The 19,857-nt window shown below is 44.0% G+C and carries 18 protein-coding genes, 1 tRNA gene and 1 riboswitch; of the genes, 15 read left to right on the top strand and 4 right to left on the bottom strand.

Annotation, left to right across the window (positions count from 1 at the left end; translation table 11 throughout):
* Positions 1-199: 199 nt before the first annotated feature.
* The 6 genes from H5993_RS01370 (at position 200) to H5993_RS01345 (ending at position 5,547) form a co-directional block, all read left to right on the top strand.
* Positions 200-1,534, top strand: coding sequence for a threonine/serine exporter family protein (locus H5993_RS01370; RefSeq protein WP_180870635.1), 1,335 nt, complete (start codon positions 200-202; stop codon positions 1,532-1,534).
* Between the two features lies 1 nt (position 1,535).
* Positions 1,536-2,195 carry a uracil-DNA glycosylase gene (locus H5993_RS01365; RefSeq protein ID WP_180870634.1) on the top strand — a complete coding sequence of 220 codons (660 nt, stop codon included), beginning with the start codon at positions 1,536-1,538 and terminating at the stop codon, positions 2,193-2,195.
* On the top strand, positions 2,192-3,679 hold the full coding sequence (locus H5993_RS01360; RefSeq protein WP_204775940.1) for an MFS transporter: 1,488 nt from the start codon (positions 2,192-2,194) through the stop codon (positions 3,677-3,679). The genes H5993_RS01365 and H5993_RS01360 overlap by 4 nt, the downstream gene beginning before the upstream one ends.
* A gap of 28 nt (positions 3,680-3,707) precedes the next feature.
* The gene (locus H5993_RS01355; RefSeq protein ID WP_204775939.1) at positions 3,708-4,697 is read left to right on the top strand and encodes an alpha/beta hydrolase fold domain-containing protein; all 990 of its coding nucleotides are present in this window, start codon (positions 3,708-3,710) and stop codon (positions 4,695-4,697) included.
* Entirely contained in the window at positions 4,694-5,266 is a 573-nt protein-coding gene (locus H5993_RS01350) for a DJ-1 family glyoxalase III (protein ID WP_204775938.1), read from the top strand. Before H5993_RS01355 ends, H5993_RS01350 begins: the two co-directional genes overlap by 4 nt.
* A gap of 134 nt (positions 5,267-5,400) precedes the next feature.
* Entirely contained in the window at positions 5,401-5,547 is a 147-nt protein-coding gene (locus tag H5993_RS01345) for a hypothetical protein (protein ID WP_180870627.1), read from the top strand.
* Positions 5,548-5,603: 56 nt separating this feature from the next.
* Here H5993_RS01345 and mprF read toward each other — a convergent pair whose 3' ends face one another.
* The gene (gene mprF / locus H5993_RS01340) at positions 5,604-8,198 is read right to left on the bottom strand and encodes a bifunctional lysylphosphatidylglycerol flippase/synthetase MprF (protein ID WP_204775937.1); all 2,595 of its coding nucleotides are present in this window, start codon (positions 8,196-8,198) and stop codon (positions 5,604-5,606) included.
* Between the two features lie 155 nt (positions 8,199-8,353).
* On the opposite strand from mprF, the gene H5993_RS01335 reads away from it, so the two are divergent.
* From H5993_RS01335 to H5993_RS01325, 3 genes are all read left to right on the top strand, one after another.
* Positions 8,354-8,428 (top strand) — tRNA-Asp (locus H5993_RS01335).
* 71 nt (positions 8,429-8,499) lie between these two features.
* The gene (locus H5993_RS01330; RefSeq protein ID WP_204775936.1) at positions 8,500-9,384 is read left to right on the top strand and encodes an RluA family pseudouridine synthase; all 885 of its coding nucleotides are present in this window, start codon (positions 8,500-8,502) and stop codon (positions 9,382-9,384) included.
* Between the two features lie 8 nt (positions 9,385-9,392).
* Positions 9,393-9,499: riboswitch (TPP riboswitch) on the top strand.
* Positions 9,500-9,541: 42 nt separating this feature from the next.
* Entirely contained in the window at positions 9,542-10,183 is a 642-nt protein-coding gene (locus tag H5993_RS01325; protein WP_204775935.1) for a TenA family protein, read from the top strand.
* 304 nt (positions 10,184-10,487) lie between these two features.
* Here the strand turns inward: H5993_RS01325 and H5993_RS01320 are convergent, their stop codons facing one another.
* The 3 genes from H5993_RS01320 to H5993_RS01310 all read right to left on the bottom strand — a co-directional run bounded on the left by H5993_RS01320 (position 10,488) and on the right by H5993_RS01310 (position 13,658).
* Positions 10,488-11,339 (bottom strand): aldo/keto reductase, encoded by an 852-nt coding sequence (locus H5993_RS01320; RefSeq protein WP_204775934.1) that lies wholly within the window; start codon positions 11,337-11,339, stop codon positions 10,488-10,490.
* A gap of 129 nt (positions 11,340-11,468) precedes the next feature.
* Positions 11,469-12,170: a DUF4811 domain-containing protein gene (locus H5993_RS01315; protein WP_204775933.1), complete on the bottom strand. Its 702-nt coding sequence runs from the start codon at positions 12,168-12,170 to the stop codon at positions 11,469-11,471.
* Positions 12,171-12,173: 3 nt separating this feature from the next.
* Complete coding sequence (locus tag H5993_RS01310; RefSeq protein WP_204775932.1) at positions 12,174-13,658, bottom strand: MDR family MFS transporter; 1,485 nt, start codon at positions 13,656-13,658, stop codon at positions 12,174-12,176.
* Between the two features lie 161 nt (positions 13,659-13,819).
* On the opposite strand from H5993_RS01310, the gene H5993_RS01305 reads away from it, so the two are divergent.
* The 6 genes from H5993_RS01305 (at position 13,820) to H5993_RS01280 (ending at position 19,753) form a co-directional block, all read left to right on the top strand.
* On the top strand, positions 13,820-14,263 hold the full coding sequence (locus H5993_RS01305; RefSeq protein WP_204775931.1) for a MerR family transcriptional regulator: 444 nt from the start codon (positions 13,820-13,822) through the stop codon (positions 14,261-14,263).
* A gap of 60 nt (positions 14,264-14,323) precedes the next feature.
* Complete coding sequence (locus H5993_RS01300) at positions 14,324-14,653, top strand: hypothetical protein (protein WP_204775930.1); 330 nt, start codon at positions 14,324-14,326, stop codon at positions 14,651-14,653.
* A gap of 373 nt (positions 14,654-15,026) precedes the next feature.
* A complete protein-coding gene (gene rnjA, locus H5993_RS01295) occupies positions 15,027-16,841 on the top strand; it encodes a ribonuclease J1 (protein ID WP_204775929.1) in 1,815 nt (604 codons plus the stop codon).
* A gap of 99 nt (positions 16,842-16,940) precedes the next feature.
* Entirely contained in the window at positions 16,941-17,588 is a 648-nt protein-coding gene (locus tag H5993_RS01290) for an NAD(P)H-binding protein (RefSeq protein ID WP_204775928.1), read from the top strand.
* 142 nt (positions 17,589-17,730) lie between these two features.
* Positions 17,731-18,423: a DUF554 domain-containing protein gene (locus tag H5993_RS01285; protein WP_204775927.1), complete on the top strand. Its 693-nt coding sequence runs from the start codon at positions 17,731-17,733 to the stop codon at positions 18,421-18,423.
* 109 nt (positions 18,424-18,532) lie between these two features.
* Complete coding sequence (locus H5993_RS01280) at positions 18,533-19,753, top strand: CPBP family intramembrane glutamic endopeptidase (protein ID WP_204775926.1); 1,221 nt, start codon at positions 18,533-18,535, stop codon at positions 19,751-19,753.
* Positions 19,754-19,857: the final 104 nt, after the last annotated feature.

Genomic DNA, 19,857 nt, shown 5'->3' with positions numbered 1-19,857 from the left:
CTGAAAAGTTTAATGAAATTTGCATTAATTCTCTTGTTAGCGGGTTAAAACTTGATTTGATTGATAAATTAAAGAAAGTAGTAATTAAAGAACTTTATTCGAATTGGAAATTCAAACCTTATTCTTTCATTTTTTTGAGTCATTTTTGAAAATTTCAGTATAATAGAGGCTAGTTATACGAAAGGGAGAAAAAAGAAAAATGGCGGATGAAGAAGTGAATCATTACCATCATCATATGGCAATTCCGTGGCATGACTTTGTGACCGATGATAACGTTACTCCAGCCCGGTATGCAAATTTAGTAGAACGAGCAAGCATTGTTGGGCGGATAGGTTTGATGATGTTAGCTTGCGGAACTGGAGCTTGGCGGGTTCGTAATTCCATGAACGTGGCGGCCCAAACCTTAGGAATTACTTGTTCAGCTGATATTGGTTTAGTTTCGATTGAATACACCTGTATGGATAAACACCGGAGTTATACCCAAGCGCTCTCGATCCCAAGTACGGGAGTCAATACGGCCCGTTTGAATGCCTTAGAAAACTATATGAAAAAATTTGAAAAGAACGGGAAAAACTGGACGACTGGTGAGATTCATAAGGAATTAAACCGAATCGAACACATCGGGGGCTTATACGCTCCGTGGATGGTAGGGTTAGCAGCAGCTTTAGCTTGTAGCGCCTTCGTTTTCTTGCTGGGTGGGGGCCCAGTGGAAATGCTTTGTTCCTTTTTTGGCGCTGGTATGGGGAACTATGTCCGCCGGAAGATGGGTGACAAATCAATTACCTTGTTTGCGGGGATCGCGGTGGCAGTTGCCGTGGCCTGTTTATGTTACGACCTCTTATTTAACGTGGTAATTTATTTATTCCACGTTAATTCGCACCATGAAGCCGGCTATATTGGGGCGATGCTGTTTGTAATTCCGGGATTTCCATTTATCACGAGTGGATTGGACTTATCGAAGCTTGATATGCGTTCAGGCTTGGAACGAGGTGCCTTTGCCCTCGTTGTGATTACCGTGGCAACGCTTGTTGGATGGGTCGTAGCGATGGTCGTTAATCTTCAGCCAGAAGACTTTATTCCGTTGGCGCTATCACCAATGACGTACTTAGTTCTCCGGTTAATTGCTTCCTTCTGTGGGGTGTTTGGCTTTTCAATCATGTTTAATAGTAGTATTAAAATGGCCGCAACAGCTGGCATTATTGGGGCCTTCGCTAATACTTTGCGCTTGGAAATGGTTGACCTCTTGCATGTTCCAGCTGGTCCAGCTGCTTTTGCCGGAGCCCTTTTAGCGGGGTTATTAGCCTCACTTGCCCGGAATCGGGTTGGGTACCCCCGGATTGCCATTACGGTCCCATCAATCGTGATTATGGTTCCAGGCTTGTATATGTACTCGGCGGTTTACAATATCGGGCTTAATTCCCTCAGCGTTGGGGGAATGTGGGCTGCTAAAGCCGCTTTAATCGTTGTTTTCTTACCATTAGGACTAATCGCTGCCCGGATTATTGCCGATCCAAAGTGGCGGTACAAGAGTTAAGATGCAAATTCAATATCCAAAAACACTGGTGGCCCAAGTCCAAGCGGCCACAAAACAAAAGCGCCTGGAAGGTTTTGTTCCAGGGGAAGGGGCAGCTCATCCCCAAGTCATGTTGGTCGGAGAAGCGCCCGGGCGGACTGAAATTAAAACGGGGCATCCCTTTGTCGGGGCTTCCGGAAAAGAATTGACGAAGCTGTTGGCCCTTGCCGGATTAACCAGGGAAGAGGTTTATATTACTAGCGTTGTCCGGAGTCGGCCTTTTTCAATTCGCCAGGTAATGGATAAAATGACTGGTCAAATGATTGAAAAACGGCCCAATCGCACTCCAACTAAACGGGAAGTAGCCGCCTTTGCACCTTTGTTTGACTGGGAATTAACGACCATTAATCCAGAAGTAATCATTCCCTTGGGAAATACAGCTTTACAACGTCTGCTGGGGAAAACCGCTTTAATTGGTGATTTGCACGGTCAAATCCTCGAACAACCAGTTTTAACGATGATTAATGGAAAATATTCCCCGGGAAATAAATGCTATATCATTGTCCCGATGTATCATCCGGCCGCCTACCTCTATGCCCGGCGACTTGAACCTACGATCAAAGCAGATTGGCAAGGGTTCGGTCAGTGGCTAAATCGTAATTTGAAGGAGAAATCGTTATGAAAACAGCTCATCGTCCTTTAATTACCTTTGCGCTCCTTCTTTCTAATATTATGGCGGGGATGGACGGAACAATTGTCAATACCGCTTTACCAGCCATTACTAGTGACCTTCATGGTTTGCAATATACTGGGTGGATTGTTGCGACCTTCTTATTTGGGATGTCTGTCGCAACTCCTTTTTGGAGTAAGTATGGGGAACACAAAGGTAATCGAGTGGCCTATGTGATGGCCACTTCGCTCTTTGCAATTGGGGCCCTTTTCCAAGCTCTAGCCCCGTCAATTATCTGGTTTATTATCGCGCGGATGGTGATGGGAATCGGTGCCGGCGGGATGAACACGATTCCCTTCATTGTTTTTGCCAACCTCTATCCAGATTTAAAGCAACGCTCTCAAGTTGTCGGCTTGGCCAGTGCTTGTTTTGGGACGGCTTCGATCATCGGCCCCTTACTTGGGGGGTGGATCGTTGATAATTTAACTTGGCACTGGGTCTTTTACGTTAACTTGCCAGTTGCTTTAATCGCAATTGTGATTATCGGTGGTTTCTATCGTGGCCCCAAAGTAGCGGCTGGGCGGCAAATTGATTATCTTGGGGGGAGTCTTTTAATTGCCGGCTTAGGGTTAATTCTGTTTGCTATCCAATTAATTGGGATTGTTAACGGCTGGCTCGACTTTGCCTTCTTTATGGTGGGGGCCTTGTTAATTATTTGGATGTATCGGGTTGATCGGGTAGCTGAAGATCCAATCATTCCCAGTCGACTCTTTCAAAATCATGAACTAGTCACCGATCTAATTCTTTTTGTGATTATTTGGGGCTCCTTTATTGCTTTTATTACCTACATTCCCATGTGGGCACAGGGAATTTTAGGACTCTCGGCCTTAGTTGGAGGCTTAACCCAAATTCCGGGAGCAATCACTAATTTCTTGGGCTCTGAGATGGTCCCGTATGTCCAACAAAAGATTAGTAAGTACGGTTTGGTCGCAATCGGGGTATTAACCATATTAATTGCCATTGCGGGCCTCTTAATCTTTGGCCAGAGGACCCCATTCTGGGTTTTATTAATTCTCGGATCCTTTGAAGGCTTTGGGGTCGGTTTGATCTTTAATGTTTTGCAAGTAAGCGTCCAAACCGATGTGGAACTAAGTGATGTCCCGATTGCGACTTCCTTGGCCTACCTAGTTCGAATCTTAAGCCAAACCTTGATGTCGGCGATCTATGGGGTTATCTTAAACCTCGCTTTAACCCAAGGGGTGCGGCACTATCATCAGATTACGCTTAAAATGTTAAACCAGTTAAGCAATGCTAAAACTGCTTGGCACTTACCAAGGACTCAATTACCGCTAATGCGGCAAATTTTGTATCATGGGTACCATAATATTATGGTGGCCGCCTTTGTTTTGATCGTAATTGCGCTCATTTTAGTGGTAATTGTGATGATCAAACATGGGTGGTTGAGAAAGAAAAGTGCACCCGTTGCCCGGACGTGATACGATGTTGGCAAAGGAATGGTAAATTATGAAGAAAACGTACCAATTTGACCAGCAAACTTTGCGGGCGATGGCTAAGAATTTAAAAAATAGCGTGATTGAGCTAACGCAGTGTGGTGATCATTTGTCACGACAAGCAACCATGGTTGGCTTAGGCCTGCAGTTGTCTGGCCTCAAGCGGCAATTAGCGGATCCGCAAAAGCGCGAAGCTTTATTACAAGCCGCTTCGAAGACGAAGTTGATGGTACCGCAAAATGTAACTTTAGTTAGCGAAGTTCAAGAACGTAACTTTAGTGGTCGCCAAGGAGTAGTATTGAATCCCCAGGCTAATCCACGGACAGTGGTCTTAGCGTTATATGGTGGTGCCCTAGTTTTACCACCATCAAAGGAACATTGGCAGTTTTACGACCGCCTTGCGCAAGGTAGTGGCGCGGAGATTATTATCCCGGACTATCCTCATTTACCAACCGGGACGGTCGACCAAGCAGTGGCCTACTTACAGCAGGTCTATGAGAGTATGTATAACCAGACACCAGCCAGTGAAATCACCGTTCTTGGGGATTCAGCTGGCGGTGGATTGGCTACGGCACTGGTTGAAGGGCTTACTAAACAGGGGCTACCTGTCCCGGGACACTTAGTTTTACTTTCGCCGTGGTTAGACTTTAGTTTACAAAATCCGGCTTTAAAGTCATATAATCAAGCAGATTTAGTTTTAGATCGGGCCGGGTTACAAATCTTTGGCAAGCAGTTTGTTGGCGATTTACACACGAATGATTACCGGGCTAACCCCCTAAAAGGGCCAGTTAAAGGTTTACGAGATGTGCACCTTTTTGTTGGTACTAAGGAATTGATGTGTTTAGACACGATTGAATTTGCTAATCGCCTTGCCCAAGCTAAGGTCTCAGCAAACTTAGTGATTGGGCGGGGCTTATACCATGCCTATCCACTTTATTCAACCCCGGAAGGGAAGGCGGCGTTAGAAGAGATTACCAAAGTTGTGAAAGGAGCTTGCAAATGACAAAAGTAGCTGTTGTTTTTGCTGATGGATGTGAAGAAATTGAAGCTTTAACTCCCGTTGATGTAATGCGGCGGTTAGGGATCGAAGTAACGATGGTGGGTTTAGACAAGCTCCATATTATGGGAGCCCATGAGATTCCGTTGGAGATGCAGACCACGATTAGCCCAGCGTTACTAGATTATGATGCAGTTGTCTTTCCGGGTGGTTCAACTGGCGCTGCCAATCTACGAGAAAGTAATGAATTGATGGAAATCATGCGAAAACGACAAGCGAACGGTCAGTGGAATGCTGCAATGTGTGCAGCTCCATTAGCTTTTGCTCGGTATGGCCTTTTAGATGGTCATCAATTTACTTGCTTCCCAGGGATTGAAAAAGAAATTGCTCATACTAACCCCACTGCAATCTTCTCACCAGCGATTACAGTGGTGGATGAAGCGGGGCATTTAATTACAAGCCGTGGTCCCGCAACCGCAATGGCCTTCGCCTTTAAGATTGCCCAAGTGCTCGGAGTTGCCACCACCGATATGCAAGATGACATGCTCTATACTTATTTGAAGCAGGAAATATAATAACAAGCTGTGTTTAAAATTTAGTGATAATCAACAAGACCGGCGTGAAAACAGGCTTTAGCCAATTTTCACGCCGGTCAGTTTATTTTCATCGCCGAATGTTACTCAGCAACTACGGTCAAAGTAGGAGCTGAATGGCAGTTGCTTCCCTGGCGGTTGCACTAACCGATTCAGCCTTGCATGGGCTCACAAACGCCAAACAAGTGCTCCAAAGTACGGCCTTAGCGGATAAGAACGAAAGGCCAATGCTAATGAACCAACCTTCTTTCTGCTTATCCTAATCAGGCTGTTACGGAGTTTTTTCATCCGCTCTCTTCAAATTATCAAGCGAGCCTGCTTACTTTTTCCACCACAACATCCAATCAAGGACTGGCTTAGGTTTAGTTTGATCGACCCGTTGGTTAACAACCGCAACGACAGCGATCATAGCGGCGATTAAGGAACCTTGCTTAAAGTAAACGGTGTACTTTGGTCGCCACAGGGAGGCGTATTTTTCTTTGTACCGCCGTAAACCTTGGAAGGAATAGAGTTCAGAACCGTATTCATAAATGAAATGGGCAATTTTTTCAGCGTTGAAGGCATATTGAGAATGGCCAACATTGGCGAGGGGCGCCATTCCAAGGTCAAAATACTGATAATCATTGGCTTGGCCATATTCAAACATGGAGATAAAGATTTTATCCATGATCCCCGAGGGGGCATTCTTAGTGTGCCGCATCAGGTCAATGGTTAAAATCTCTTTCCCCCCTGTTGGCATGAAGGTTGCGAAGGCCACCATCGCACCATTAGCGTCCTTAACGACCCCGACGGGAGCGGTGTTTAGGTAATCGGGATCAAAGTAGCCTAGCGAGAAGCCTTTTTCAACTTGGTTCCCTAACCACTCATCTGAAATTGCTTTTAACTTTGCCATCGTTACTTGATTGAACGGTGGTTGGAGGATTTCAAAGGTATAGCCTTCACGATCAAACTTATGCATTAAGGCCCGTTGGGAACGTTGCTTCTTCCCGACCAGGGTAAAGTCAGCTAATTTTACCATTCCATCTTCTCCGGTCTTTAAGAAGTCAAAGCCGTATTCGTGAAGGAGGAGAGTCATTTCTTCGCCAACTTCATAGAAAACAAGTTGGTAGCCAAAGCGATCAGCATCAACCATAAACTGGTGGACCGCATCGCGCCAAACTTCCCGATTACCCACGGGGTCGCCCATAACCACTAGCCGGCCATTTTTAGCTTGATACATAAAGAAAAGTTGATCTTTACCATCGGCTTTGTAGTAGTAAATATTTTTGTCACCTAAGAAGGCTAAATGGCAAGTTTCGTTACCCCCATATTCATTAATAATTGCTTGCACCCGATCAGTAGCTAAGGGTTGTCGAATGCCAAAAGGATCGCTCCCGCGCATAAAGTAGCGGATAATAAGAATCATGAGCAATAAACCTAACAGCATGCCAATGAAGCCAGAAAGCCAAATTTTTTCTCCCGGGAAGAAGAAAAAGGTCGGGACCCTGTGCTTACCAGCGTAATTAGGAGAATTAAAAAGGCCAACTAAGGAGTAAAGGATCAGACTTCCCGCATAGATAGAGCCGTCAAAAATCAATTTACCAATTGAGTATTGAAGCTTTTCTCGGTAAATTGTGTTCCGCATTAAAATCATCAATAGCAATAAAACAACTAGGTAGATTGCCAATGACGGTGTCCCAAGGTTTATGAAGGTGTTAATAATCCCAATTAACAAGAGGATCACCGTTGGCCAGTAAGCTGTTTTAACTTTAGCTTGGATTCCCCGCGCACAAGCTAACATGGCAATCGCAAAGAGAATGGTTGTCAGTTGATGTAAGAAGAAAAAAGTGAAGGGGTAAAAACGTTGTAAAAACTGGTTTGATTCAGTTAAATCTGGAACCGAAGCTGCAAGAAGCATAAAGATCCCAGAAACGTACATGAAGACGGTGATAATAATTTGGGAGCCCTGCCGGATCATGGCGGCCGGAATGTGGTCAAAAAAATCATTGATCCGGTCAAATAAATAGTGAATGAAGAAGACGAGGGCCAAAAAGAGGGGAACGATATAGTAGAATACCCGGAATAAAAGGAGCCAAACAATTGCCGATGACCGAGGCACCCCTAACAAAGAGAGTTCAAGAAGCATGATGACATCAAAAGAGCCGATCGCTCCCGGTAACATCGAAACGACCCCAAGAACCTGGGCAACAACATATAAGGGGAAAACCGCCCAATAGTTTGCACGGATACCAGTTACCATGCCGACCAAGATGAAGAAGCCAGCCACAAATAACCATTCAAAGGTTGAGGTTAAAGAGACGAAAAATTTAAATCGCAAGGACATCTCACTAAAAAGTTTGCTTGCTTGTCGGTGAGTTAACCAAAGTACCAGCGGAAAGTATAAACCACCCCCAACAAGCCAGATTGCATAACGATTAAAGTGGCCACCTTGGTGGAAGCCAAACATAATAATCAATGCTAACCAACAAAGCAAGGAAAGCCCAGCTAATAAGAAGACTGCAATTTTAGCAATTGCTCCAATTATTTGGCTTCGACTAGCTTGTTTTCCATAAAAATGAGCTCGGAGAGTTGCTCCTAACAAGCCGCCAAAACCAGCGACGTTGGTTAGAGTATTAGTAATCCAACCACTCCGAAAAATGTAAAACCGGTTAAATTTACCTGGCAAGAGGTGGGTGATAGCAATGTCATAACCCGTCATTGGTAAGATCGCGACTAGGCCTCCGAAAGTTAAAAGGAGAAGCGTACTAAGGGGGAGGGTAGTTAGTTCTGCATCAACTGCTCCCCAATCAACAGTTTTAAAAAAGTTTCCCAACGTAATCACGACGAAGAGGATGACTGAGGTAATAAAAATAAGCTTTAAGATCCGGGCATAATGTTGCCAAAAACGTTCTGCAATTTGCCAAAAGGTTTGCATAGCTACCCCCAATTTGAAAATATAGTAAGAAAAATGATTTCTTCACAACGATGTATTCCCTTCTAAGTTACATTTTTTTCGAAAATTTAGCAAGAAATCGTGAAAATAGTTGACGATTGAAGTAAGTTCCGGTATATTATTATTTGTGCTTTATTGGTCCATTGGTCTAGTTGGTTTAGGACGCATCCCTGTCACGGATGAGATCGCGGGTTCGAGTCCCGCATGGACCGCTAATTAAAGAGCCCGGAAGGAAGCAGTTGTTTCTTTCCGGGCTTTCTTGTATCAGAAAATGGAGGAAAATATGGAAAATACTTGGTATTACCACGGGACTGAGCCGGTCAAGATTAAACGGTATCTCCAAAGTTTGGGGATGGGGCACCGGTTATTTAACGATATTAAAAATGGGGCTGGGATATTGATGGTTGACCATCGTGAGGTGCGGCCAACGACGAAGATCTTGCCTAACCAACCCTTAACGATTAAGGTCGATCCGGAACCAGTTGATCCAACGGTTGCGGTGTCTGACGGTCCTTTAACGATTGTCTATGAAGACGCAAATTGGTTGGTAGTTAATAAGCCAGCTGGTCTATCCTCCGTGCCTGGACCAACCGAACAAAATGACACCGTCCTTAATCGGGTAAAAGGGAACTTGATTCAAAAAGGTGCTGAAGACCAACGTCCCCATTTAATTACCCGGCTCGATCGCTTTACTAGTGGCCTAATGTTAGTTGCAAAGCATCGGGTGGCGTCTAGTATGATTAGTCAACAGGTGCAAACCCACCAAGTTAAGAAGGAATACTTGGCAATCGTCAGTGGTCATTTGCCAGTTGACCATGGTATGATCAATCAACCAATTGCCCGGATTAAGGATCAAATTTCCCGGGAAATAAGTCCGGATGGTCAACCCGCTAAAACGGAATACTGGGTGGAAGAAACCAAGGCTAACCATAGTCTGGTTCGCTTGCGCCTCCATTCTGGCCGGACCCACCAAATTCGGGTTCATTTAAGTTGGTTAGGAAACCCCTTAGTGGGGGATCACCTGTATGGTGGTGAATTAGACCGGGTAGAACACCAGGCCTTACACGCAACTAGGCTGGAATTTAGGGATCCTTTTACGGAAAAAGAACTTTCATTTAAGGCAGATTTACCCCAAGCTTTACAAGAATTATGGGATCAACTAAACTAAAGACAGATAAATTGTAACTGGAGTGCCCGTGGGCCGGGCTGAGATGCGTGCAAACACGTGGATCCTTGGAACCTGTGAGTTAGAACTCGCGTAGGGACGTTACGGAAGGCGTTATCCAGCGAGGATAGCGCCTTTTTTCGTCCGGAAAGGAAGCAAAATGAAGTTTACTGATACCCTTAAAACAACCATTATGGCTTGTCACGACCAGAGTGTCCACCATCCTTTTATTCAGCAGCTTGTGGATGGGAGTTTACCTAAGGAAACTTTTCGGTATTACTTATGTCAAGATCACCAATACTTGCGTAATTTCCAGCATCTCCATGAATTAGTCGCCAAACATTTACCGGCTGATGATGCTAAGTTATTGCTTAGTTTGGGAGCCGGAGAAGATCAAGCCCGTCAAGCATTGCACCAAGCATTACAGATTACTTTAGCCGAACTTGATCAAACTAGTCCGGCACCAACGAACTATGCCTATATTACTCACATGTACTATCAATTAACAAAGTTTGGGGTTGCAGTGGCAACAGCTGGCTTGTTGCCGTGTTATTGGCTTTATAATGAGGTCGGCAAAGGGCTTGCCCAAAAACAAAGTCCAGATCCACTCTATCAGGCTTTCTTTGATAGTTATGGTGGAGAAGATTTTACGACGAGTACAACCCAAATGCGGGAAATCGTTGATCGGCTAGCCTTACAAGTTGATCAACCAACGCAAACTTTGATGCGAGGAGCCTTTGCGAAGTCTTGCTACTATGAAGTTCATTTCTGGCAAATGGCTTTGACAAAGGAAAATTGGTAATAAGAGAGGTTGGGAAGCCGGGAAGAAACTAATGTTTCTTTCCGGCCTCTTTGTCATCTCCGAATGTTACTCAGTAACTAAGGTCAAAGCAGTAGCTGAATGGCAGTTGCTTCCCTACGGTCGCACCAACCTATTCAGCCTTGCATGGGCTCACAAACGCTAAACCAGTTGGCTGGTTCGCTCCAAATCACGGCCTTAGCGGATAAGCGCGAACGAAAGGTCGATTCTGATGAATCAACCTTCGTCCTTCTTATCCCAACCAGGCCGTCAAGGAGCTTTTTTCCCAATCTCAGGTTCTTTTTGGCTATCGTTGATACTGTTCGTTGTTTTCAAAGACCAGTTCTGGTTCGCGACCAGTCCGGGCAAAGCGATTTAATTGGTTAATTTGATTCATTTCGGCATTTGAAAGTTCAAAGTCATAAAGATCTGCATTTGCTTGAATTCGTTCAAGATGGGATGATTTAGGGATGATTGCCACACCGTCTTGTAAGTGCCAGCGTAGGATGACTTGAGCAACCGATTTGTGATGGTGCTCAGCAATTGCCTTTAGGACTGGGGTATCTTGATATTTTCCCCGGGCTAATGGCGACCAGGCTTGGGTAATAATCCCGTGGTTTCGGTGATAATTCAAGAGGGCGAGTTGGTTTAAGCCAGGGTGCCGTTCGACTTGGTTAACAACTGGGCGTTCGTTAGCTTGGGTGGTTAAAAGTTCAAGATGGGCAATTCCAAAGTTAGAAACCCCAATTGACTTGGTCAAACCTTGTTTTTTCATATCTTCAAAAGCCCGCCAGGTTTCAAAGAAGTGACTTTGAATTGGCCAGTGAACCAAAAGGAGATCAACGTAATCAAGTTGCAGCTTTTTCAAAGATTCCTTAACTGAGTCAATGGCAGTTTGATAGCCTTGATTCTTTTCCGCCACCTTGGTGGTTATAAAGTATTGATCCCGCGGAGCCCCTAAGCTCTTGATGGCATTACCAAGGACGGTTTCATTTTCATAAAGTTGTGCCGTATCAATTAGCCGGTAGCCAGTCTCGTAGGCTCCTTGAAGCGCTTGAGTCATAGCCGCTTGATCAGTTAACTTATATGTTCCTAACCCTTCCTGTGGCATTTTATTACCATCCGCAAGAGTTAACCAATGATCTTGAATGGTTGTCATTATAATTCCTCCAATTAATTTGATACTTTTAGTATACAACAATAGAAAAAGAGCTGAGATGTTGGTTACTCAGCTCTTTTTGATTTTCAAATATTGTTTATTGGCCGTGAAAAAGTTTTGCTCCCGATGCTACTTAACTAGTTGTTCAATTGCCCGGGCTTTAGCTTCATTCGTTAATTGAATTTGGAGCTTACCTTGGTCAGCAGTTGACATCTGGGGGTTCTTCTTCATCGCTTGCATTAATCCGGTTTTAACTTGACTCGCAACCATTTGCTTTAGTTTCATTTGCGTAGCGGGTTGCTTTAAAGCGGTTTGTAACTTTGCCGCTTGGTTAGTGCTTAAGACGGACCAAGTTGGATTAATTTCGAAACGGTAATCAATGGACTTAGTTTCGTTGTTGTCGCCTAAAATTCCAAACATCGCTTTGGATAAAGCGCTGTCGTAAACATATTGATGCTTTTTAATCACCAGCTTTGGTTGTGATTTAGTAGTGACCACCTTGGACTTGGCTTGGGAATCAATCCAAGTATGCTTTGCCTTGGTTTGGTGAATATCAGTTTTGTAGATGTAAATCTTTTCTGATCCCGTGCCTAGTTGCTTATATAATAAGAGGTTAGCTTTGTTGCTGGTGGAAGCTAGCGACATGGTTTCGGTTCGGGTTTTAACCTTCATTCCTAAGTGGTTAACATCGTGTAAAGCGAAAACTGTTACGGAAAGGATCAGCACAATCAACGAGATAATCGACCAGAAGGTATGGCCCTTCTTTTCTACATAAACTGCTCCGAAAAGGTAGAAACAAACGGCACTTAAAATTACTAATAAGATAATCATCGCTTAGTCCTCCTTTCCAGCGTTAATGTTTACGGTTCGGGTGGTGTTACCCTTCTTTAAGAAGTAGGTCAAAGCCAAGGCGATTACGGCGAAGAGGGCGGAAACCCCAAAAGCAGCGTGGAAACCACCTAAAGCGGCGTTAATTGCATGGTCCTTGTAAACTAGTGGACTAGTTGTTAGGAGATGATGGGCTGGCTTCATAGCATCTTGGACGTTGGTCAAGACGGTCGTCATGATGGCTGTCCCAATTGAACTCATGACTTGGCGGAAGGTATTGTTAACCGCCGTCCCGTGAGACATTTCGTCAAGTGGTAAGACGTTCATCCCAGAAGTCGTGACTGGCATGAAGACCATTGAAACCCCAAAAAGTCGAATGGCATAAAAGACAACGATGGACAGAATTGGAGTTTGTTGCGTCAAGGTTAAAAATGGTACCGTCCCGATTAAGAGAAGGGTCAACCCAACAACGGCCAACCGCCGGGCCCCGTATTTATCAAAAAGCCGACCAGTGAGGGGTTGCATAAATCCCAACATAAGGGCCCCCGGTAAAAGCATTAACCCAGAATGGAAGGCTGTTTCACCCCGAAGATTTTGGATGTAAGTAGGCAAAAGCATTTCCACCCCAATCATCGCTAAGTTAACCGTGGATGAAAGAACCGCCGCAATCGCGAATTCAGGATGCTTGAAGACCCGGATATCCAAGAAAGGATCATCAAGTTTCAATTGCCGGTGGGTAAATAAAATGATAAAGATAATCCCAACGATTATAAAGCTAAGGACCAAAGTGTCTCCCCAGCCCCGACTAGATGCTTCAGAAACCCCGTAAAGTAAGCCCCCAAAACCAATCGTTGAGGTAATGATGGACCAAACATCCATTGGTTGTTGGTGGACATGCAAAACAGGCTTCATCACGATAAAGGCCAAAATTAAAATAATGGCAATAAATGGAATAATGATTCCAAAGAGATCACGCCAGGAATAGTTGTCAACGATAATTCCGGAAAGGGTTGGACCAACCGCTGGGGCTAACCCCATCGCGATCCCGACCATCCCCATGGCGCTCCCCCGTTGTTCGGGCGGGAAGACTGAGAGCATGATTGTTTGGTTAAGCGGCATTGTAATCCCAACCGCGAGGGCTTGGATAATCCGTCCAACAATTAGAATTGCAAAAGTGGGGGCGAAGAATGAAACCACTGTTCCTAATAGAAAAACAGCCATGGCACCGATGTACATCATCCGTGAGTTAAACTTGTTAATTAACCAAGCGGAAACTGGAATCATAATTCCGTTAGTTAACATAAAGGAAGTAGTTAGCCACTGAACGGTCGCAGTGGAAACGTCAAAGGACTTCATGATTGCCGGGTAAGCCGTTGCTAAAAACGTCCCGGTTAACATGGTAAAGAAGGAACCAATCGTTAAAACCGTGACCAGTAAAGTTCGGTTATAAGGGTTCCCGTGAATGTCCAAGATTGCGTCTTTGGACGACATTTAGACCCCTTCTTTCTTTTTATAAGTAAATTCAAACAGGGACTAATGTAACTCTTTCTTACTCTTTTGTCAAATAATTTGACAAAAATATCAAAAAATGTAACACTACCTATTGTGAACTAAAAAGATCTAGTAGAATGTTTTTCAAAGGAGGCGCCGTTGTGCGGGCATTACCAAATATCTTTAAAGAAGCCATGGCCCAAATCCAAATACCTCTCTCTGAGATTTCTCGGGTTACCGGGGTTTCACCGCGACAAATACGGTATTGGGAAGCAAAGGGTTTTTTGACATCGCACCAAGCGCAAAAAAATCAAAGCCATAAATTTAATTTTTTTACTTTGACCAAGGTCTTGGAAATTAAAGAATATCTCGACCAAGGTTTTACCCTTCAAGCAGCTGTCGAAAAACAAAAGGGGCGGAAAAATATTGCTCTGAGTATTCACCGGTTTATTGCTGAGCGGTTACTCGCTACCGAAGAAAAGGGTAAGACAGTTGAGATTAACTTAGGACCTTTAGATAATGATGAAACGAAGGTTGTAGTGGCTAAAGTCGAAGTCGGTCAGCCGGTAAAAATAATTTTGAAAAAACATCAACCTTTAGATTAACGAAAACGCTCCCGGAGTGCTATTCTAGAATTATAGAAATGAAGAGGATGGGAGAAACTCATGGTAGCATATCAATCATTATCTGCAGAAGCACAGGATCGGGCACAACAAGGTTTCATGACTTTTTACATTGCTCACTTTAAACGTGATGACTTGGAAATTTTAACTGAATTGGGTTCCGATAGTGAGATGGCAATGATCAATCATGTTTTACGGAAGTACAACTTTTTGACGGTTGATCGCTTGGTGGAAATTAGTCAACGATTGACGCAAGCTATTTTTATTAACTTATTGGAAAAGACAGAGATGGAATTTGATGCCAACGGGGTTCCAGCTGAAAGTTGGGAAACTTGGATGGCTAAGCGGCACGCAGTTTTACGGACGTTCTAGAAGCGGTAAGAAAAAAACTCGATGACCGCAAGGAAGGCAATATCTACTTGGTTCTTGCCTTGGCCATAGTTTCTAAGTAACATGCGGAGATGCCAACGGGGCTGGGAAGAAACATGAGTTTCTTCTCAGCCCCGTTTTCCTATTCTCACGCATGATTAATGGACGATTCCTTTTACAATGTGCTAAAATATTCTCAGATTACTCTGAACGTATAAAATAACGAGCCCTATTGGTTATCAAAACCGGCGGGTTAGCTTGATAATCGATACCATGATTATCAAAAAAGATAATATTTAACCCAAAATTATCACTAACTTTGTTGGGGAGTGACAGGACCGTTATCGAAATAAAATAAAGGAAAAGAAAGGGACTTATGACAAAACTAAATATTAAGAATAACGAAGTGGCCTTCTATGCAGTGGGGGGTCTTGGCGAAATTGGAAAGAATATGTACTGTGTTCAATTCCAAGACGAAATTGTAATTATTGATTGCGGGGTACTTTTCCCCGAAGATGAACTTCTCGGAGTGGATTATGTAATCCAAAACTATGATTACTTAGTTGAAAATAAGGATAAAATTAAGGCAATTTTTATCACTCACGGTCACGAAGACCACATTGGCGGGTTGCCTTTCTTCTTACAAAAGGTAAATGTACCAATTTATGCGGGACCATTTGCAATGTCTTTAATCAAGGGCAAACTCGATGAAAAGCACCTTTTGCGGGATGCAGAACTCCACGAAATTAACGAATTTGATACGGTGCACTTTAAGAAACTTTGGGTTAGCTTTTTCCGGACAACACACTCGATTCCCGATACTCTAGGGGTAGCGGTCCACACACCACAAGGGACCATTGTGCAAACTGGAGACTTCAAGTTTGACTTGACTCCGGTTGGTAACCTACCAGCACCAAACTTCCAGCAAATGGCTAAGTTAGGTGAAGATGGGGTTCTCCTTTTGACTTCGGACTCTACAAACGCCGAACGACCACAATTTACGAAGTCAGAACGGTGGGTTGATATTCATATTCGGCGGATCTTTGAACGGATTAAGGGCCGAATCATCTTTGCTTCCTTTGCCTCCAATGTTTACCGGCTTCGTGAAGCTAGTGACGCTGCTATTAAACAAGGCCGGAAGATTGCCGTCTTTGGGCGGAGTATGGAAAACGCCATTGCAGCTGGGCAAGCTCTTGGTTACTTGAAGATTCCAGAAGATTCCTTAATTGATCCAAACGAAATTAACTCCTATCCACCAGAACAAGTAATGATTATGTGTACTGGGTCACAGGGGGAACCAATGGCGGCTCTCTCCCGGATTGCTAACGGTACCCACCGGCAAATTAGTATTCAACCTGGTGATACGGTTGTCTTCTCTTCCAACCCAATTCCTGGAAATACGACCTCAGTTAATGCTTTAATTAACAAGTTAGAAGAAGGTGGCGCCGAAGTTATTCACGGTTATGTTAACAACATCCATACTTCTGGTCACGGGGGCCAAATTGATGAAGAATTAATGTTACGCTTGATGAAGCCGAAATTCTTCGCACCGGTCCACGGTGAATACCGAATGCAAAAGATTCATACTAAGTTAGCTGAACTAACGGGGGTTCCGCGGGAAAACTCCTTTATTTTGGCAAATGGAGATGTTTTAGCACTCACTAAAGATACTTGCCGGATTGCTGACCACATTGATTCCATGGGAGATGTCTACATTGATGGGCGCGATGTTGACGATGCCGTTGGGAGCCCCGAAATTAGGGAACGGCGCCTTCTTTCTGAAGAAGGGGTGGTAACTGCAATTGCGGTCGTTGACTTAAAGGATTTCCAGATCGTTGCAGGGCCGGACATTGTTTCGCGGGGCTTTGTTTACATGCATGAATCCCAAGAATTAATTAAGGCCGCAAATCACGAAGTCTTCTGGGCTATTCTAAATACCTTTAAAAACCACAAGAAAGTTGATCGACGCGCTATTAACCGGACGATTGTTTCTCGACTTCAACGGTTACTCTATGAACGGACAGGGCGGCGGCCAGTTATTATCCCAATGGTGACGATTTTAAATGCGAATAGTCAACCAAAGAATGATGACCACGATAAACATCCTAAGAATGAACATCGGGCTCACCGGAGCCGAAATAACCACCGAAAGCACAAGGTGGCACCTAAAGAAGCGGTTACGGCTAAGTAAAAAGTTTAGGTAAAAGGCCTCCTACCCTCGTTTTTCCTTATCTTAATCGGGAGAAAATCCTATAATAGAAACGATAACGATAAGAAGGGGGACTTACTAATGAAAAAAGTAGCAATTATTGGTGCTTCTGGAATGGCTGGTCGGGAAATTTATCGGCTAGCAGATCAAGAAAATGACTGGATAGTCACGGGGATTGTCCGGGATGATCAAAAAGCCCATAAAGTTTTAGGCAAAACTGCGCATTTGTTTGTTGCTGATGTTTTGGCAATGCCCATCGAACAATTAACCGGGTTTGATGTCATTGTGGATGCCTTCGGGACAGCGCCAGTTTATGCTGGCCAGCAAGTTACTTTAGCTAAGAAATTAGTTGAAGTCGCTCACCAATCGCAAGTCAAGTTAATCTTTATTTTGGGGGCCGGAAGTCTTCATACTGGTGAAGATCGCCACCTAGTAATGGAAGATTTGGCTAAGACGCCAAATGCGGAAACCTGGATTAACACGCCCCGGCAACAAAAGCGAGAACTTGATTTCTTACAGGGCGTTGATAACGTTGATTGGCTTGGCATTTCGCCATCGATAACCTTTAAGGCTGGCCCGGCCACAGATTATGAGCTTGGTCAGGATGATTTATTAGGAACAACGCCGGATAAATCAGTCACTACGGCTGGGACAATGGCCAAATTGATTGTTAGTGAAATAAAGACCCCAGCTCATCACGGGCGGATTACGGTAGTTAATAAGGCATAGCTTGGGAAGATTAGATAAGTTCCAACATTGACAATTACTAGCCTTATTATAAAATAATGAGTAAACATCAGAGGATTATGCAAAAGGGCATAGTTGGATAAGATGATTATCCAGCTATGCCTTTTAGACTAGGAGGAAGATTATGATTGGAACGCTTGTAAATGCCGGGGCAATTTTAATCGGGACTTCAATTGGATGTTTGCTAAAAGGGGGGATTAATAAAAAGTACGAGGGAGCTCTCTTTACGGCAATGGGTTTAGCGGCACTTGGAATTGGACTGGAAAACGCGATTAATAATTTACCTAAAAGCCATTATCCAGTTCTTTTTATCGTTAGCCTGGCAATCGGGGCTGTTCTTGGGACCTCCTGGCAAGTTGATGCCCATTTTAACCAATTGGTTGCCAGTCGTGGTGGTAAATCACAACTGAGTAAGGGCTTAGTAACTGGTATTTTACTCTATTGTATTGGAGCTTTATCGATCGTGGGGCCGGTGATGGCGGCTGTTAAGGGTGATCAGACGATGCTCTTTACTAATGCGACGCTCGACTTGGTTAGCTCAATGGTCTTTGGGGCTAGTTTTGGTTGGGGGATGCTGTTTTGTGCCCCAGTTTTATTCTGTTGGCAGGGTGGAATTTACTTAGTTGCTAAGTTTTTCTCAGCTGACTTTTTTAGTGCTCCCTTAGTTACGGAAATTTCGATTGTGGGGGGCTTTTTGATTGCAACAACTGGGATCTCGCTACTAAAATTGCGTGATATTAAGACCTTAGACTTTTTACCGTCCCTCTTAGTGCCAGTTTTATTTTTCTTAGTTAAGGACCTTATCAGGTATTTCTAGGATAATGATCTGAAAGCTTTGGTGCCGACTTTATTTTCTGGATCCCTTTTTTCAAACCCGGGAGTTTGGTACCATAAACATTGAATAAGTATTGACTGGAGGAAACATGATGTCTGGAACAGACTATCTCCAAATTTGGTATCGGGCACAGATTTCAATTGCCCTTTTCTGTGTGCTAGTGATTGGCGGTTGGGAAATTTATCACCAATTGCCGTATGTTGGTTGGTTGGCAGTGATGGCATTAGTCCTCATCTTTGCCTGGCTGGATGAAGGTTTGGATTTACCACCGTGGTTGACAGCAATTAACCGGTGGCTTCAATGCATTGTGCAACCAATTATTTTGATCGTGGTTTGGTCAATTATGACCCGGGAAATAATTGTCCGGCTTCAATTACCAGCCCGGGGAGTAATGGTGATCACGATGGCTTACTTTATTGTCATGTTTACCCCAATGGCGGGAATTGTAGGCGGTAAGTTAAAGACGTCGGTTGCCCGGATTCTTTATCCAGCCTGGTGGTTTGTAATTGTTGTTACTTTAGTTGGGAGTATTTACCCTGCTAAGTTTACGGGCCCACGGACCTTTGCCCTCATTCTAACTACTGGAGCCCTAGGGGCAGTGGCTTTCTTCTTGATGATAGTTGCTTCAATGCGGGCTTGGCATTTATCCTGGCCTGGGATTAATCCCAAATTTGGCCGGAGCTTTAGTTGGCTAAGTTTAATTATTTTATTGGGTCTTGGATGTCTCTTTATTTTTATTAATTCGTTCTCAAATGGCAATCGTTGGAGCAATATTTTAACTAGTTATGACCTACATTTGCCCTATGCTACACGGGAGTATCTCTTAACGGCTTTTGAAGCCGGGGTAGCAGAAGAAACGCTTTGTCGGTTTGCATTCTTAGGGGTCTTGCTCTCCGTTTTCCGAAATTCCCGGAACCAAGCTTTATGGGCAATTTTAGTAAGTTCGTTTTTGTTTGGGCTCTTACATTTTGGTAATGCCCTGGTCCAACCGTTTATGATTACCCTTTTACAAGCTATTTCAGCAATGGCATTGGGTCTTTACTTTGCGGTGGTTTATCTATATACCGGCCAATTATGGTTGTCGATGTTAATGCATTTCTTGTTAGATTGGCTGGCCTTTTCGGCGAGTGGCTCGGTTGTTATGACGGGTTCACCAACGATTGCCGATTGGTACTTGCTTACTGTTGAAGTTCTCTTCTTCGGTGGCGTAACGGCATGGATGATGTTTGGTGATCGTCGACAAGTAATTGATCGGCATGCTCGCCGCTTTGCTGGGGATGAGCAACGTTTTAATTTCCGGTTGGATTTTTAGTAGTATCTAGTAAAAGGATAAAAAGCGAGAGGCTGGGAAAAAACTCTCAGTCCAAAATGAAAGCCGGACGATGAATCAAATCTTGGTTCATCGTCCGGCTTCTT

Origin of the sequence: Limosilactobacillus alvi, assembly GCF_016900115.1 — a bacterium.
GTDB lineage: Bacteria > Bacillota > Bacilli > Lactobacillales > Lactobacillaceae > Limosilactobacillus > Limosilactobacillus alvi.
Note: the sequence above shows the minus strand (reverse complement) of the source record. Positions and strands in the feature narration are given on the sequence as shown.

What these genes read in the sequence shown, in the direction of transcription:
- H5993_RS01370 (WP_180870635.1), top strand. Translation starts at nt 200, where the DNA reads ATGGCGGATGAAGAAGTGAATCATTACCATCATCATATGGCAATTCCG.
- H5993_RS01365 (WP_180870634.1), top strand. Translation starts at nt 1,536, where the DNA reads ATGCAAATTCAATATCCAAAAACACTGGTGGCCCAAGTCCAAGCGGCC.
- H5993_RS01360 (WP_204775940.1), top strand. Translation starts at nt 2,192, where the DNA reads ATGAAAACAGCTCATCGTCCTTTAATTACCTTTGCGCTCCTTCTTTCT.
- H5993_RS01355 (WP_204775939.1), top strand. Translation starts at nt 3,708, where the DNA reads ATGAAGAAAACGTACCAATTTGACCAGCAAACTTTGCGGGCGATGGCT.
- H5993_RS01350 (WP_204775938.1), top strand. Translation starts at nt 4,694, where the DNA reads ATGACAAAAGTAGCTGTTGTTTTTGCTGATGGATGTGAAGAAATTGAA.
- H5993_RS01345 (WP_180870627.1), top strand. Translation starts at nt 5,401, where the DNA reads ATGGCAGTTGCTTCCCTGGCGGTTGCACTAACCGATTCAGCCTTGCAT.
- mprF (WP_204775937.1), bottom strand. Translation starts at nt 8,198, where the DNA reads ATGCAAACCTTTTGGCAAATTGCAGAACGTTTTTGGCAACATTATGCC.
- H5993_RS01330 (WP_204775936.1), top strand. Translation starts at nt 8,500, where the DNA reads ATGGAAAATACTTGGTATTACCACGGGACTGAGCCGGTCAAGATTAAA.
- H5993_RS01325 (WP_204775935.1), top strand. Translation starts at nt 9,542, where the DNA reads ATGAAGTTTACTGATACCCTTAAAACAACCATTATGGCTTGTCACGAC.
- H5993_RS01320 (WP_204775934.1), bottom strand. Translation starts at nt 11,339, where the DNA reads ATGACAACCATTCAAGATCATTGGTTAACTCTTGCGGATGGTAATAAA.
- H5993_RS01315 (WP_204775933.1), bottom strand. Translation starts at nt 12,170, where the DNA reads ATGATTATCTTATTAGTAATTTTAAGTGCCGTTTGTTTCTACCTTTTC.
- H5993_RS01310 (WP_204775932.1), bottom strand. Translation starts at nt 13,658, where the DNA reads ATGTCGTCCAAAGACGCAATCTTGGACATTCACGGGAACCCTTATAAC.
- H5993_RS01300 (WP_204775930.1), top strand. Translation starts at nt 14,324, where the DNA reads ATGGTAGCATATCAATCATTATCTGCAGAAGCACAGGATCGGGCACAA.
- rnjA (WP_204775929.1), top strand. Translation starts at nt 15,027, where the DNA reads ATGACAAAACTAAATATTAAGAATAACGAAGTGGCCTTCTATGCAGTG.
- H5993_RS01290 (WP_204775928.1), top strand. Translation starts at nt 16,941, where the DNA reads ATGAAAAAAGTAGCAATTATTGGTGCTTCTGGAATGGCTGGTCGGGAA.
- H5993_RS01285 (WP_204775927.1), top strand. Translation starts at nt 17,731, where the DNA reads ATGATTGGAACGCTTGTAAATGCCGGGGCAATTTTAATCGGGACTTCA.
- H5993_RS01280 (WP_204775926.1), top strand. Translation starts at nt 18,533, where the DNA reads ATGTCTGGAACAGACTATCTCCAAATTTGGTATCGGGCACAGATTTCA.